This window comes from Herminiimonas sp. NPDC097707 (assembly GCF_044761395.1).
Classification (GTDB): Bacteria; Pseudomonadota; Gammaproteobacteria; order Burkholderiales; family Burkholderiaceae_D; genus Oxalicibacterium.
The window spans coordinates 1,680,535-1,693,728 of the sequence record NZ_JBIWCI010000001.1 but is presented as its reverse complement, the minus strand read 5'-3'; the positions used below and the strand labels follow the sequence as shown (position 1 = coordinate 1,693,728).

At 52.6% G+C, this 13,194-nt stretch carries 13 protein-coding genes; 6 read left to right on the top strand and 7 right to left on the bottom strand.

From position 1 onward, the window contains the following. The first annotated feature begins 101 nt into the window (after positions 1 to 101). The 3 genes from ACIQW9_RS08155 to ACIQW9_RS08145 all read left to right on the top strand — a co-directional run bounded on the left by ACIQW9_RS08155 (position 102) and on the right by ACIQW9_RS08145 (position 1,683). Positions 102 to 599, top strand: coding sequence for a hypothetical protein (locus ACIQW9_RS08155; protein WP_402335215.1), 498 nt, complete (start codon positions 102 to 104; stop codon positions 597 to 599). 53 nt (positions 600 to 652) lie between these two features. Beyond that, on the top strand, positions 653 to 1,081 hold the full coding sequence (locus tag ACIQW9_RS08150; protein ID WP_402335212.1) for a YMGG-like glycine zipper-containing protein: 429 nt from the start codon (positions 653 to 655) through the stop codon (positions 1,079 to 1,081). 191 nt (positions 1,082 to 1,272) lie between these two features. Then, positions 1,273 to 1,683 carry a hypothetical protein gene (locus tag ACIQW9_RS08145; RefSeq protein ID WP_402335209.1) on the top strand — a complete coding sequence of 137 codons (411 nt, stop codon included), beginning with the start codon at positions 1,273 to 1,275 and terminating at the stop codon, positions 1,681 to 1,683. Between the two features lie 172 nt (positions 1,684 to 1,855). Here ACIQW9_RS08145 and ACIQW9_RS08140 read toward each other — a convergent pair whose 3' ends face one another. After that, positions 1,856 to 2,983: an MFS transporter gene (locus tag ACIQW9_RS08140; RefSeq protein ID WP_402337947.1), complete on the bottom strand. Its 1,128-nt coding sequence runs from the start codon at positions 2,981 to 2,983 to the stop codon at positions 1,856 to 1,858. 420 nt (positions 2,984 to 3,403) lie between these two features. Then, positions 3,404 to 4,213, bottom strand: a complete 810-nt coding sequence (locus ACIQW9_RS08135) for a prolipoprotein diacylglyceryl transferase family protein (RefSeq protein ID WP_402335206.1) — start codon at positions 4,211 to 4,213, stop codon at positions 3,404 to 3,406. A 564-nt stretch (positions 4,214 to 4,777) separates the two neighbouring features. On the opposite strand from ACIQW9_RS08135, the gene ACIQW9_RS08130 reads away from it, so the two are divergent. Both ACIQW9_RS08130 and fumC read left to right on the top strand, forming a co-directional pair. Beyond that, complete coding sequence (locus ACIQW9_RS08130; RefSeq protein ID WP_402335203.1) at positions 4,778 to 5,440, top strand: DUF599 domain-containing protein; 663 nt, start codon at positions 4,778 to 4,780, stop codon at positions 5,438 to 5,440. A 23-nt stretch (positions 5,441 to 5,463) separates the two neighbouring features. Next, positions 5,464 to 6,852 carry a class II fumarate hydratase gene (fumC, locus tag ACIQW9_RS08125; RefSeq protein ID WP_402335200.1) on the top strand — a complete coding sequence of 463 codons (1,389 nt, stop codon included), beginning with the start codon at positions 5,464 to 5,466 and terminating at the stop codon, positions 6,850 to 6,852. A gap of 159 nt (positions 6,853 to 7,011) precedes the next feature. Here fumC and ACIQW9_RS08120 read toward each other — a convergent pair whose 3' ends face one another. Together ACIQW9_RS08120 and ACIQW9_RS08115 are read right to left on the bottom strand one after the other, a co-directional pair. Further along, on the bottom strand, positions 7,012 to 7,548 hold the full coding sequence (locus ACIQW9_RS08120) for a hypothetical protein (protein WP_402335197.1): 537 nt from the start codon (positions 7,546 to 7,548) through the stop codon (positions 7,012 to 7,014). 78 nt (positions 7,549 to 7,626) lie between these two features. After that, complete coding sequence (locus ACIQW9_RS08115; RefSeq protein WP_402335196.1) at positions 7,627 to 7,845, bottom strand: CsbD family protein; 219 nt, start codon at positions 7,843 to 7,845, stop codon at positions 7,627 to 7,629. 901 nt (positions 7,846 to 8,746) lie between these two features. Between ACIQW9_RS08115 and ACIQW9_RS08110 the strand changes: the two genes are divergently transcribed. Continuing rightward, complete coding sequence (locus tag ACIQW9_RS08110) at positions 8,747 to 10,762, top strand: PAS domain-containing protein (protein ID WP_402335193.1); 2,016 nt, start codon at positions 8,747 to 8,749, stop codon at positions 10,760 to 10,762. Between the two features lie 72 nt (positions 10,763 to 10,834). On the opposite strand, the gene ACIQW9_RS08105 is transcribed toward ACIQW9_RS08110, so the two are convergent. The 3 genes from ACIQW9_RS08105 to ACIQW9_RS08095 form a co-directional block, all read right to left on the bottom strand. Continuing rightward, on the bottom strand, positions 10,835 to 11,269 hold the full coding sequence (locus tag ACIQW9_RS08105) for a response regulator (RefSeq protein ID WP_402335190.1): 435 nt from the start codon (positions 11,267 to 11,269) through the stop codon (positions 10,835 to 10,837). Between the two features lie 68 nt (positions 11,270 to 11,337). After that, positions 11,338 to 11,970 carry a response regulator gene (locus ACIQW9_RS08100; RefSeq protein ID WP_402335187.1) on the bottom strand — a complete coding sequence of 211 codons (633 nt, stop codon included), beginning with the start codon at positions 11,968 to 11,970 and terminating at the stop codon, positions 11,338 to 11,340. 27 nt (positions 11,971 to 11,997) lie between these two features. Next, the gene (locus tag ACIQW9_RS08095; RefSeq protein ID WP_402335184.1) at positions 11,998 to 13,089 is read right to left on the bottom strand and encodes a sigma-54 interaction domain-containing protein; all 1,092 of its coding nucleotides are present in this window, start codon (positions 13,087 to 13,089) and stop codon (positions 11,998 to 12,000) included. Positions 13,090 to 13,194 lie beyond the last annotated feature (105 nt).

Sequence of the window (13,194 nt, the reverse complement as noted above, 5' to 3'; positions counted from 1 at the left end):
TATCACAGGGTTTCCGGGCCTCGCGGCGAATGATTCAATCGCTGGATTGAGGCTGCGCATGCAAGATAATTCGAATTCCACAATTTCTGGTGGATGCGATCATGAATAAGCAAATATTGAAGCGCGTCATGTTTCTGGGTGCGGCATTGCTGTTGGCTGGAAGCTCTCTCCCGGCCTTCGCGCAGGCGCATGGTGGAGGTCGTGTTTCCGGCGGTATGGGCGGCATACATTCCGGCCTCTCCCATCCGAATGGCGGTCACCCAAGCGGCGGTCATCCAAACGAAGGCTGGCGCGGCGGCGGACGGCGGTACGGGAGAGCCCCGATTTGGTGGGGTGTCGGCTTGGGAATTGGCCTGGGATGGGATCTTTCCTATTATGGTTACCCATATCCCGATTACTACTATTATCCAGCCCCACCTGCAGTGATTGTTGATGGCGTGCCCGTCTATCAAACGGCACCGTCATCCACTACTACCCCGGCAAATGCGAATTGGTACTACTGCGCATCGGCGCAAGCTTATTCTCCCTATGTGAGTCAATGTCCGGAAGGCTGGCAAGTCGTTCCAGCCATTCCGCCAGCGCCGGCTCCTGGAAAATAAGATGCAACTTGTTCACCATCGGCAAGCGTATTTCTTGCATAAGAGGAAAAAAGATGAAATCTATTAATGCACCTTTAATGAGTGCCATGCTGCTGGTGCTGTTGGCTGGATGTGCAAGCGCACCAACCGGTCCAAATATTGCAGTGATGCCGGGCGCGGGAAAGAGCTTCGAACACTTTAAGGTCGACGACATCGTCTGCCGTCAATATGCCGCCAATCAAACTGGCGGGGCGACGCAATCCGCCAATAATAAAGCGGTAGAAAGTGCCGCGATTGGCACCGTGATCGGCGCAGCGGCGGGAGCAGCAATCGGTGGCGGTCACCGGGGTGCCGGTACTGGTGCCGGCGCAGGCTTGCTATTCGGCAGCGCAGCCGGTGCCAACGCGTCACAGTATGGAACGTACGGCGCCCAGCGTGCGTACGATATTAGCTATGCACAATGCATGTACGCGAAGGGTAATAGTGTGCCGATGATTCGTTGATCCGGCATTGATCTCAAAGAGATTCACTGACAGCTGGAAGTAACGTGCTGTCAGTGAAGCAAGGCTTTCAAAACCGATTTGACATGGATCATATAGCCTGCCTGTCGGTGAACTATGCTCAAACTCACGATGAACTTACATCGCTTGCTTGATGTTTGACCTTCCTGTCCACTATTTCAGGGATAACTATTATGTCTATGCGATCGCCATACCTTCTCCTCATTCTGGCACTGACGCAAATCCCGGCAGCGGGCGCAGCGCCGAGCGAAGTGTCCTCTGGACAGGCCACCTATATTTCAGGCGGCATTGGTTCGGACGAAGCTGCAGAAATGAGATCGATGGCTTCCCGGTATGCGTTGGAAGTCGTGTCTGTGGTCAACACTGAACCACGGGAAGAATACACTGCCGATTTCCGTATTCTTATCAGAGATAAGGTCGGCAAGACGGTAGTCGATGCCATGTCGGAAGGACCGTTTTTTCTCGCCAATTTGCCTGATGGAAGTTATCAGGTCGAAGCGATACAGGATGACGTTCGCAAATTGCAGAAAGTCCTGATAAAAAAAGGAACGCATCGACGTCTGGTATTCGTATGGCCGCAATAGAAGCGTGTTTCAACAGGCTTGCCGATGGTTCTGATCGCAGCAGCCTGCCTTGGAGAATGGCGGCACGATGGAGAGCTCACAATTAGTATTGTTAGCGTGGGCTGAAGTCGAGACTTGCATGGCAGTGCGCAATAGACGATCTTGAATATTCATTCAAGATTTTATTTGCCGGTCACGCCAGAGCTGTCGCTCCGCGCCAGTAGAACTTGTTGCGGGTAAGCCAGCTTATCAGCAGCGCGGCAAGCAAGGTCGCCGTCGCGGCATACGAGAAGGAATGTGCGCCGAACCGGTCCAGAAGCATGCCTCCCACGAGGCTGCCGGCACCGATGGCTGTATTCCAGACCGTAGTTGTAATGGATTGAGCAACGTCCTGCGCCGGGCCTGCCGCGTTGGCTATCGCGGTCACGAATAAGGTTGCGACCCCGCCGAACGCGAAGCCCCACAGTCCTACCGAGACGTAGACGACAGAGGGGGAGGCAGGAAACAAGACAAACAGGACACTTGCAAACAGAAACAGCGCAGTACTGGTCAATGCCAGTTGACGCAACCAGCGGTCTACGAGAATACCGACCAGGAGCAGCCCGACGAGCGAGGTGCCGCCGAAAACCAGCAGTATGAAGTCCGTGCGTTGCACCAGCTCTGCTAAAGCCAGGAGAGGCGAGATATAGGTGTAAAGAATGCTGTGCGCGAGAACGTACAGGAGCATGGTTGCCATGACAGGCCGCATGCCGGGGAGTACAAAGACGCCGGCGACGTTCTGGCGCTTTTCCTCGCCGTTCGTTGGAAACGCAGGCAGTTTCGCCATGATCCAGAAGATCAGCAATAGAGCGAGCGCGCTGATCAAGCCGAATGCAATGCGCCAGCCCACGAAATTACCCAAAAAGGCCCCTATCGGGATGCCCACAGTGAGGGCGAGCGGCGTGCCTGCCATGGCGATCGCAATCGCACGGCCTTTCTGGCTTTCAGGAACCATGCGGGCTGCATAGCCGGCAATCATTGACCACACCAGTCCGGCAGCAACGCCGCCCAGGAATCGGGCCACGAAGATGACTGCCAGGTTATCGGATATCGCGGTGATGGTGTTGACGATGCCGAAGCCGGCAATGGCGATCATCAGAAGCGTGCGGCGATCGACGCCCTGCGTCGCAGCAGCGAGGGGAATAGCCGACACCAGCGAGCCGAGTGCGTAGACGGTGATCAGTTGCCCCATCAAAGCCTCGGAGCTATTCAGGCTGGCTGCGATCTGCGGCAGCAGGCCGGCTGGCAGTACCTCTGTGAGAATGACGATGAAGCTCGCCATGGTCAAGGCAAGGAGTGATGATAGCGGCAGCTTTTGCTTTGCGGCCTTGGCCGTTGCTTCCAGGTTGATATCTGCTTCGTTGTACGTAAATTCGGTTTTCATGATTTTTTGAGGGTCGGTAGAAGCACAGCAACCCATCGGGTTTCATGCATGCAGAGCCGCTTGGCGACCTGCCTTTCAGATAATAAAGGCTTATGCCGATCAGAGTGAGGTGTGACTAACCGTGCTGAACGAGTACATGAAGTACTCTTGCACATTTCACATCCTGTGGCCCGGCAGCAGGCATATGGCACTCATGCCTGCACTTCGTTGCCAGCGATTCAAAAACGTTCTGGATGCCCCAGTTTTCTGCGGCTTAAAGACTTGGTACAAGATCAATTGTTCGATTGGAAATCTTGGATCTTCCTTGGGAGGATAGTACTAAGGATTTATTTTCTGCAGCTTTTCCAGCAAGCTTGCATCGGATACTTCTCCAAGGCGAGAGTCTACCAGCTTGCCGTTTGCATCAAAAAAATACGTCGAAGGCATCCCTTTCAGTTCAAATTCCTTCCCGGCGGCACCCGATACATCCATGAGTACATTTTGCATCGTCAGCTTGTTTGATGTCAGAAACTGCTCAATCTGTAACTTTGATTCACCCTGGTTGATAAACACAAAATTAATGTCGGGGTTCTGTTGCTGTGCCTTTTCAAACGCGGGCATCTCTCTCTGACAAGGGGGGCACCAAGTTGCCCAAAGATTGATGACCGTTGGCTTGCCGTCAAACCTGGCCAGATAAACCTCATCCCCATTCATTGATTGAAGTTTCAAATCGGGAATAGGGGACGGGTCCTTGGTCAGTGCTGCCAAGGCGATCGTCCCGCCTATCCACACCAAACTGGAACCGAACATCACGAGGAGTAGTGGCTTCCTCAAGTAAGGTTTTCCTTTAATCAGCAGAAGTGCGTATGCCCATGCAGCTATCACGCCCGCCTGCGCGTTCCAGCCGCCGTCGCGGATGTCAATAATGTCTAATGGACTGGAGAGATAAGCTGTTTTGTACTGAATGACAAATGCGATGCGAGCCGACAGTACCGCGACCATGAGGATCCAGAAAAAATGATTTTCGATGGTTTTTTCAGTACCCTGGTCCACGCGTCTCGCAATGAGATTGCCGAAAAAAACTGCTGCAGCAATCAAGATAAGCGAGTACGGCACCGCAAGCGGGCCGATTTGTAAAGATGAGGTCATCAATTTCCATCGAAAGTGGGCGTACTGAAAGTACTGTTTCGTTTGTATTTCAACGACTGATCAGATGATGCACGGTTGTGCCGTACACCGATTGACAAGAGAGCTGCTCTCGTTACGGATTTACATATAAAGAAACTGCCGTTACAGCGATTACAAATATCGTAACGATTATTTCCACGTTGTGTTCATACATTCTTCACAGGCATCCTGGCGTGCCGCATCGCCTTTAGACAGTATACCAAGCAATATGCGAAGGAACATATCAGCTATGAGAGTGTTTTGAATTTACTAATACCCTTGAGTTTTTGTCATTGATCTCCGTACTCTGCCGGCGAGGCTTTTTGCAGCCTGCACCCCTGTCCGATCCGGGACGCAGTGGTCGCGTTGACTTTGCACACGGAAATTACGCTGATGCATGATCAGCGTCTGTCCAAAATGCAGTATTTGGATTAACTTGGTCACTACGGGGAATGCGGAAGAAATAAGGGGAGGCGAAAGATGTGTTTTCACTATTTTATATCGTATGGTAAACATACTGGAATCCTGATTTGCTGAAAGAAAAAAATGGGAATTGATTTTGATGTATTGGCCTTGCTGGGCAGCGGTTCTCTGCTGTTGATTTATTACCTGCTGCTGCTGGTTCGTGTGAAACGCGATCCGGAGTTCACCGTGCACTCCATCAATCGCAAGGCACGTGCGCAGTGGGTGAAGGATGTCATGAAAAACTACGGTAAAAAGGATGTGATGGCGGTGCAGACCCTGCGTAATTTCAGCATGTCGGCTACGTTCAAGGCATCGTCTTCCATTCTGCTGATTCTTGGTACCCTGACACTCTCCGGTCAGGCTGAAAATATGGCGAAAACCTGGCATGTGCTAGATGTGGTTGGTTCCCGTTCTGCCGACCTGTGGGTGCTCAAGATCATGTGTCTGCTATCGGTATTGCTGATTGCATTCTTTGCCTTTGCGATGTGCTTGCGGGTATTGAATCATGTGGTCTTCATGGTCAATTTGCCGGAAGAAGATGCACAGGGTTCCTTGTCGCCAGTGCGGGTGGGGCAGCGGCTTAATAGTGCCGGCTCATTTTATACTTTGGGCATGCGGGCGTTTTTTCTGGCGGTGCCACTGACATTCTGGCTGTTTGGCCCCTTGTTTTTATTCTTGTCGACGGTCGGATTAATCGTTGCGCTTTACCATCTTGACCGCAATCCATTAGCGGAAAATATCTGAATATTTGAGAGAAGGAAGTCGGCATGAAGACAAGAATAGAGTGCGATACTTTCGGTCCGATCGCAGTCAATGATGAACGCTTGTGGGGTGCGCAAACGCAGCGCTCGCTGGAGCATTTCAAAATCTCGACCGAGCGCATGCCGCAGGAGTTGATCGTTGCACTGGCCGAAGTCAAGCGTGCGGCTGCGCTGGTCAATCTGGGGCTGGGAAAGCTGGACAGGAAGAAAGCCGATGCCATCGTCAGCGCAGCAGAGGAGGTCATTGCCGGTCAGCATCCGCATGAGTTTCCACTCGCAGTGTGGCAAACCGGCTCCGGCACGCAAACCAATATGAACATGAACGAGGTGCTGGCCAATCGCGCTTCAGAATTGCTCGGCGGCGAACGCGGTGAAAAACGTCTGGTGCATCCGAACGACGACGTTAATCTCGGACAGTCATCCAACGATATTTTCCCCACGGCGATGTATGTGGCTGCCAGTGTCAGCGTCACGCAAAAACTGCTGCCGGCGATCCATGCCTTGCGCGTGACGCTGCAGCGCAAGGCGGAAGAGTTTGCCGATATTGTCAAGATCGGACGCACGCATTTGCAGGATGCGACGCCGTTGACTCTGGGGCAGGAATTTTCCGGTTATGTCGCACAGTTGCATCATGCCGAACTCGGGATAGTGGTGTTGCTGCCGCCTTTGCATGAGCTGGCGGTCGGCGGCACGGCGGTCGGTACCGGTTTGAATACGCATCCGGAATTCGGCACCCGCGTGGCAGCCGAGCTGACGCAGCGTAGCGGCGTGCATTTCAAAAGTGCGGCCAACAAGTTTGCGGCGCTGGCAGCGCACGATGCGCTGGTCAGCGTGCACGGCGGCTTGAAAACGCTGGCAGCCAGCATGATGAAAATCGCCAACGATGTGCGCTGGCTGGCTTCCGGGCCGCGTTCAGGTTTGGGTGAGCTCAGCATTCCCGAGAATGAGCCTGGCAGTTCCATCATGCCGGGCAAGGTCAATCCGACGCAAAGCGAAGCGGTGACGATGTTGTGTTGTCAGGTATTCGGCAATGATGTCGCACTCAACTTCGGCGGCGCATCGGGAAATTTCGAGTTGAATGTTTTCAAGCCCCTGATGGCGCATAATTTTTTGCAAAGCGTACGACTGCTGAGCGACGGCATACACGGCTTCGATGAACATTGTGCGCAAGGTATTGCTGCCAATCGCGAACGCATCGCCGATCTGATGGCGCGCTCATTGATGCTGGTGACGGCTCTGACACCGCATATCGGTTACGACAAGGCGGCGCAGATTGCCAAGCAGGCGCATCACGACGGCACGACCCTGAAGGAAACGGCGCTCGCGCTGGGCTTTGTGAGTGGCGAGGAATTTGATCGCTGGGTGCAGCCGCAGGACATGATACATCCATCCTGAAGTCACTCGAGGTGAGCGCGCGCGGTATTCCGCCAGCATATAGCGGCAGGTGAAATTAATATAAAACGGCCCCGGCAAGTGATTGCCGGGGCCGTTCTTCCATATCAGCGGCTGATGACAGCAGCCGGACCACAATACTATAGGCTTGCGCCGTGGGTCTTATTTTTTGACGGCATCCAGGCAGCGTGTTTTTTCAGCGCCGGCCAATGCATCGCACTTCTCTTTTTGCACATTGGCATTGGCATCGGCCTTTTCTTCACGTGCATCCTTGCGCGCTGCGGAAATTTCCTTGCTTGCCTTGGCATCGGCTACCGCTGCAGTTTTGGCAGCCTTGGCTTCCTTCACGCAGACGTCCTTGTTATTGCCGGTCTGATCGTCGCATTTTTCCTTGGCGAGTTCATAGTTGGCATCGGCAATGTCCATGCGCGCTTTTTTATGCGCCTTGTCGGTGCCTTTGTACGTTGCTTCGGCTTCGGCAACGGTTTTCACGTGAGTCAGCTTGGCTTCTTTTTCACAGACATCCTTGGCATTGCCTTTGTGGCTTTTGCACGCTTCTTTGGCTACCTTGTAATCGGCATCCGCTTGTTTCTTGGTGGCGTCATACGTTGCCTTTAATTCGGCTGGCGATGCATGCGACGCCGCGACAAAACCAAAGCTGGCTGTGGCGAGTAGGAGCATGGAGAGGGTTTTATTCATGGTGTATGTCCTTGATTTATTTTAATGAAATCCTGCAGCGTAAAGGCACATGCAGAGATGTAATGCACGCTCTGGTTTTTAGAAAAAACGCTTGTCGTCGCGATTACGTTCTTCAAACGCCTTGATTTGCTTTTCAGCTTCATCTTTATTGACGCCATATGCTTCCTGGATCTTGCCGACGAGCTGATCGCGTTTGCCGGCAATCGTGTCAAGGTGGTCATCTGTGAGTTTGCCCCACTGCTCTTTGACGCTGCCCTTGAGTTGTTTCCAGTTACCTTCGATAACGTCCCAATTCATATAATTCTCCTTAAAGAATTCCAGCGTTACGGCGAAAGTGCCTGCGTTTTATTACGCAAGGTTCGGGCCAGCTATTTAACTCATAAGAATCAACAGCTTATAAAAACAGCATTATTTATTTGCAAATATTCCCGGGCACATTGCAAACGCTACATGTGAGAAAACAGGAGTCGCCTTGTCGGGGAAAAGGAAGTGTTGGAAGAAGTGCGTACCTGATGGAAAGTGTTCGGCAAGGATGGTGCGCCGGATGCCTTCTGGTTTTCCTACGCTTGTATCAGTTCATTTCCTATAGGCCTTGGTTTTTGAGGCTGTTACGATGCCTCACGGATAAAACACAATAATCTGTTCGTAATGCAAGGCAGCGCGGCATTACCTTTTTTCATTACTATTTTCGAAGAGGCATATCATGGGTAAGTATTTTCTTGCTTGGCTTTTTGGTGTGCCGGTAGTTGTTCTGGTGCTCATTTATCTGATTTTTTAACTCGACGCCAGCGAGGGCCGGTTTTTTAAACAGCCAGGCCGATTTTTCAGAGAGCAAAAAACCCGCAAGCGCGGGTTTTTTGCTCTATTCTTTTTAAAGAATGAAATGTTCCAGAGTAAAGAAACGAGCGAGCTTCGTTGATTGATGGAAAGCGTTTTCACTCAGCATGGATGCTGCTATCCTGCTCTTGAATAAACAATAATATTTCAGGCAAACATGCAGGGCCTGCAGTGATCGCGAAGCATGATCAGTTGCATGAATCATGCCGGCGCACAATTTTTACACTGAACTTCACACAGAAATAAGTGCCATACCGCAGCCTGCAGTGCGGGCAGACAATGCAGCCCTCAGTACTGGATCGATTTTTTCAGCATCGTCTTTCAGCATCATCCATTACCTCATTCGCAGCGGAGTAAATTCATGTTTCTATCGTCGGGATATCGCAAGTCCTTCAACATCTTGCTTGCGCCTTTTCTGGCTGCCTTGTTCATCACTGCTGTCGGCGTTTTTGCCATCTACAACGCAACGCAGGATTGGTGGCTGCTGAATTATCGGCTCCAGGATCTGCTGCCGATACGCACGCCTGTAGGCATTATTTTCATCGTGACCGGATGTGCGCTGGCATTGCGTTCCCTGCATATCGTGCATGGAATGGCCAGAACGATGGTAACGGTACTGGCCTCTGCGCTGGCGCTGCTGGTGGCCTGGGCCGGTGTGTCGGTGTTGCTGCGATATTTTTTCGGTATCGATGTCGGCTTGGAATACCTGTTTGTAAAAATGGGCTGGGTAGACAACTTATGGATCAAGCAGGCGCCGCTCACGGCATTCGGGTTTGCGCTGGCTGGCGTGGGTCTGTTGCTGCTGGATTATCGTACTTCCGGTGGCCACTATCCATCCGAATACGTGGCATTCACGCTGGTTGGCGTGATGGGCATTCCCCTGATCGGCCACCTGTACAACGTGATGGCGGTCGATGTAGCGGATGCTGCCCGCGCGATGCTGCCCTTCATCTCGGTTACCTTCCTGATTCTGGCGCTGGGCATGTTGTCTGCACGCCCCACGCATCGGCTGATGAAACTGTGGAACAGTACGTCGCCTGGCGGGCCGATTCTGCGTCGCCTGCTGCCTAACAGTCTGCTATTACTTGTCTTCCTCGATTTTGCAATCAAATGGGGTGTGAGAAATCATTTGTACGATCAGGACAAGGCGTCGCCGCTCTTGATACTGCTCAGCGGCACGGTCTTGTTCATCATGTTTTGCCGTACTGCTGCGCTACTGAATCGCGAATACGAAGACCGCCAGATCGGTGAAGCTGCACTGGCGGAAAGCAATGCCTTGCTGCGTGCGGTCAGCGACAACACGCCGGATGCCATTTTTGTCAAAGACCGCAATGGCCGCATGATTTTTGCCAATCCCGCCAAACTGCGTCTGCTCGGCAGGGAGCGCGAAGAAGTTATCGGTTTGCGCAGCGAAGAACTCTATCTGGACAAACAAGATGCAGAACGCGTCATCGCAGAAGACCGGAGCGTGCTAGAGAGCGGCGAGCCCAGGACATTTGAAACCACGACTAAATATGTGCATGGCGTACGCACCATGCACTCGACCAAGGCGCCGTGGCTGGATGCCAACGGCCGGCTCATGGGGCTGGTCGGCATCAGCACCGATATTACCGAGCGCAAGCGCATGGAAGATGCGCTGAAGGCGCATGAAACGCAACTTGAAGCGCTGGTGGCGGCACGCACGATGGAAGTCAGCGAACTGATCGGCCATCTGGAAACCACGCGGGAAGAAGAAAAACGCGCGATTGCACGCGAGTTGCACGACGATCTGGGCGCCGCTCTGACGGCTTTGAACATGCATCTTTCCCTGATTTTTCAGCAGATGCCGGCAGAGCCTAAATTTACCGAACGTTCATTCAAGATCAAGGCCTTGCTGAGCTCGATTACCGATGCGACGCGACGCATCCAGAATGGTTTGCGTCCGGACAAGCTGGATGTCTTCGGCATCAAGATTGCGATTGCCGAACAGGCGGCGGAATTCGAGAAATATACCGGTGTGGTCTGCAATGTGAATTTGCCGGACGACCAGCTGACGTATGCCGCGCACGTTGATATTGCATTGTTCAGGATCGTGCAGGAAGCCTTGAACAATATCGCCAAGCATGCCAAGGCGACGCACGTCGATGTGGTGCTGGACGATACCGATGATGAAATCGTTCTCACGGTGCGCGACAATGGAATCGGCATTCCCCAGACCAGGCCGAACAATATGATCACGCACGGCTTGCGCGGGATGCGTGAAAGGGTGGCTTATCTGGGCGGCACCGTCAGGATAGGCGGGGCTGAAGGAAAGGGAACGACGATCGTTATCACCATTCCGAAGACGGCAGAAAATACCGGAGAAACGTCAGAAGCGGCGCTGGGGGAGAGTCATTGAAGCGGCCATGCCGGCATGGATGGCTGGTCCGGATGCCGGACTGAGTTTTTTCTTTTATTCACTACGCGGCGATCAAAGATGTCCCTGACATTCGTAATTGGCGCTGCTCAAATCTCTTACCAGATCGAACAACTGCGGAAACTCGGAAGTCTTGTCGAAAAAATGATCGACGCCGTATTGACGGCCGACGCGACGAAAGACTTCCGTCGAATTGTTGCTGCAGATGATTTTGACCAGATCAGATGTTCTGCGCTCCGATAACTGGCGCAACAGGTTGATGCCATTGCCTTTCTTGAGCTGTATATCAACGATCAAAATATCGCAGGGCTGCATGTCCAGCTGCTTCAATGCATCGCTTTCCGATTCCGATACGCCGCTGACCACGACGCCGGGAATCATCGTCAGATTCTCTATCATCAACTCCCGTACATCGAGCGAATCTTCCACCAGAAAGATATGCAGTGGATTGCAGCCTGCATCTACCGAAATTTTTGTCGTTTCATTCATATTTGAACCATATATGCAGCCAGCGGTTGGCAATCCGGATAAAAAGCAAGTCCATCACAGAACTTGATCTAATCGATCAAGTTCTGTTTGATGGCGTAATAAATGATTCCTGCATTGTTTTCCATATTCATTTTCTGCAAAACACGCGCCCGATAGGTGCTGACCGTTTTCACACTGAGGCAGAGCTCATCGGCGATCTTGGTCACGCCATGACCCTGGCATAACTTGTAGAAAATCTCGTACTCGCGTTTGGACAGGGTTTCATGCAGCGGCTTGTCGGCGTTGACATCGACTTCTGCCGTCAGCAATTCCGCCACTGTATGGCTGATGTATTTATGGCCGCGCAAAATGGTTTGAATCGCCGTCACCAGCTCTTCCGCCAACGCTTCCTTCTGCACATAGCCGCTGGCACCGCTGCGCAGGATCTGCACCGCATAGCGACTCTCCGGATGCATGCTCAGGATCAGTACCGGCAGTTCCGGTTTTTCACGCTTGATCTGTTTTAATACTTCGACGCCGCTTTTGTCCGGCATATTGATATCGAGCAAAACGATATCCCAATCCTGTGCCCGAACCAGGCGTATGGCTTCCTGCGCAGTGGCGGCTTCGCCTTCGATACACATGTCCGGTACCTGTGCAATGAAATACTGCACGCCGGCGCGAACTACTGCGTGATCATCAACTACCAGAATTTTTATCATGATGAATGAGCGTTCCTCCTGCGAACGCTAATTGCGAGCTTGCATATTGTATGGTTGCGGATGGCTGATGGCATCATGCAAAAACAGCTTGCTCTGATATTCATTGAGACGATTGTAAAGCGTTTTAAGGCTCACTCCTAGCACCTCGGCGGTCAGTGTTTTATTCCCGCCGCAGTGGCCCAGCGTGGCGCAAATCAGACGCTGTTCCGCATCGGCCAGCTTGCTGCCTAGCTGTACCGTGACGCATTCGCCGGCATGATCGCTGACGCCGGTTTTGCCCGGGTCTATTCCAGGCCGGATATCCAGTTCCTGATCGGCAAGAATGTAGGCGCGATGCACAACATTTTTCAATTCACGCACATTGCCGGGCCAGCTGTATTCATTGAGCATGCGATACGAAGCTTTTGAAAAATACTTGCTGCTTCCATCTTCCGCATTGAATTCGTCGAGAAAGAGTGTGGCCAGCAGGCGTATATCTTCGCCGCGTTGACGCAGAGTGGGCACATGGATGGGAAACACCGCCAGGCGGTAGAAGAGATCGCTGCGCAAACTGCCGTTGGCCATCGCTTCGTGCGGATCGCGATTGGTGGCGGCAACGACGCGTACCTTGACTTCGGTTTCCTGCTCGGCGCCGATGCGATAGAAGCGGTTGGTTTCCAGTACGCGCAGCAGCTTGACTTGCATGTCGAGCGACATCTCGGTGACTTCATCGAGAAACAGCGTACCGCCGTCGGCGCGCTCAAAGCAGCCTTTTTGCATGCGTATCGAACCGGTGAAGCTGCCGCGTTCATAGCCGAACAGTTCTGCTTCTATCAATTGCGGCGATACGGCGCCGCAATTCAATGCGACAAAGGCCTTGTCTTCTGCCTGGCTCATTTGATGAATGACGCGAGCCACCAGCTCTTTGCCGGTGCCGCTTTCGCCGACGATCAGCACATTGGCGCTGGTTGGTGCGACCTTGTTTATCATCTGGAACAAATGGCGCATGGGCTCGGATGTGCCGTAGAGATCGCCACAATGATCGAGTTTTTTGAACAGGGAAGTTGCTTCCTGCAACTGGGATAGCGTCTTTGCGCCCGGTATGGCGGCAGTGCCGCATACGCTCAATCCGTCCGACATTGGCTTCTCCTCTGTGAAATATGATGCAAGTTTTACAGGATCGATTGTGCGCGGATTGAAAAATTTTCAGAATCGGCGGTTTTCCGATTCTCTTGTGGGATTGCG

Excerpts from the sequence above, each read along its gene's own strand:
- ACIQW9_RS08135 (WP_402335206.1), bottom strand. The coding sequence starts at position 4,213 with ATGACCTCATCTTTACAAATCGGCCCGCTTGCGGTGCCGTACTCGCTT.
- ACIQW9_RS08140 (WP_402337947.1), bottom strand. The coding sequence starts at position 2,983 with ATGGCGAGCTTCATCGTCATTCTCACAGAGGTACTGCCAGCCGGCCTG.
- ACIQW9_RS08110 (WP_402335193.1), top strand. The coding sequence starts at position 8,747 with ATGTTTCTATCGTCGGGATATCGCAAGTCCTTCAACATCTTGCTTGCG.
- ACIQW9_RS08095 (WP_402335184.1), bottom strand. The coding sequence starts at position 13,089 with ATGTCGGACGGATTGAGCGTATGCGGCACTGCCGCCATACCGGGCGCA.
- fumC (WP_402335200.1), top strand. The coding sequence starts at position 5,464 with ATGAAGACAAGAATAGAGTGCGATACTTTCGGTCCGATCGCAGTCAAT.
- ACIQW9_RS08130 (WP_402335203.1), top strand. The coding sequence starts at position 4,778 with ATGGGAATTGATTTTGATGTATTGGCCTTGCTGGGCAGCGGTTCTCTG.
- ACIQW9_RS08100 (WP_402335187.1), bottom strand. The coding sequence starts at position 11,970 with ATGATAAAAATTCTGGTAGTTGATGATCACGCAGTAGTTCGCGCCGGC.
- ACIQW9_RS08150 (WP_402335212.1), top strand. The coding sequence starts at position 653 with ATGAAATCTATTAATGCACCTTTAATGAGTGCCATGCTGCTGGTGCTG.
- ACIQW9_RS08105 (WP_402335190.1), bottom strand. The coding sequence starts at position 11,269 with ATGAATGAAACGACAAAAATTTCGGTAGATGCAGGCTGCAATCCACTG.
- ACIQW9_RS08120 (WP_402335197.1), bottom strand. The coding sequence starts at position 7,548 with ATGAATAAAACCCTCTCCATGCTCCTACTCGCCACAGCCAGCTTTGGT.
- ACIQW9_RS08155 (WP_402335215.1), top strand. The coding sequence starts at position 102 with ATGAATAAGCAAATATTGAAGCGCGTCATGTTTCTGGGTGCGGCATTG.
- ACIQW9_RS08115 (WP_402335196.1), bottom strand. The coding sequence starts at position 7,845 with ATGAATTGGGACGTTATCGAAGGTAACTGGAAACAACTCAAGGGCAGC.
- ACIQW9_RS08145 (WP_402335209.1), top strand. The coding sequence starts at position 1,273 with ATGTCTATGCGATCGCCATACCTTCTCCTCATTCTGGCACTGACGCAA.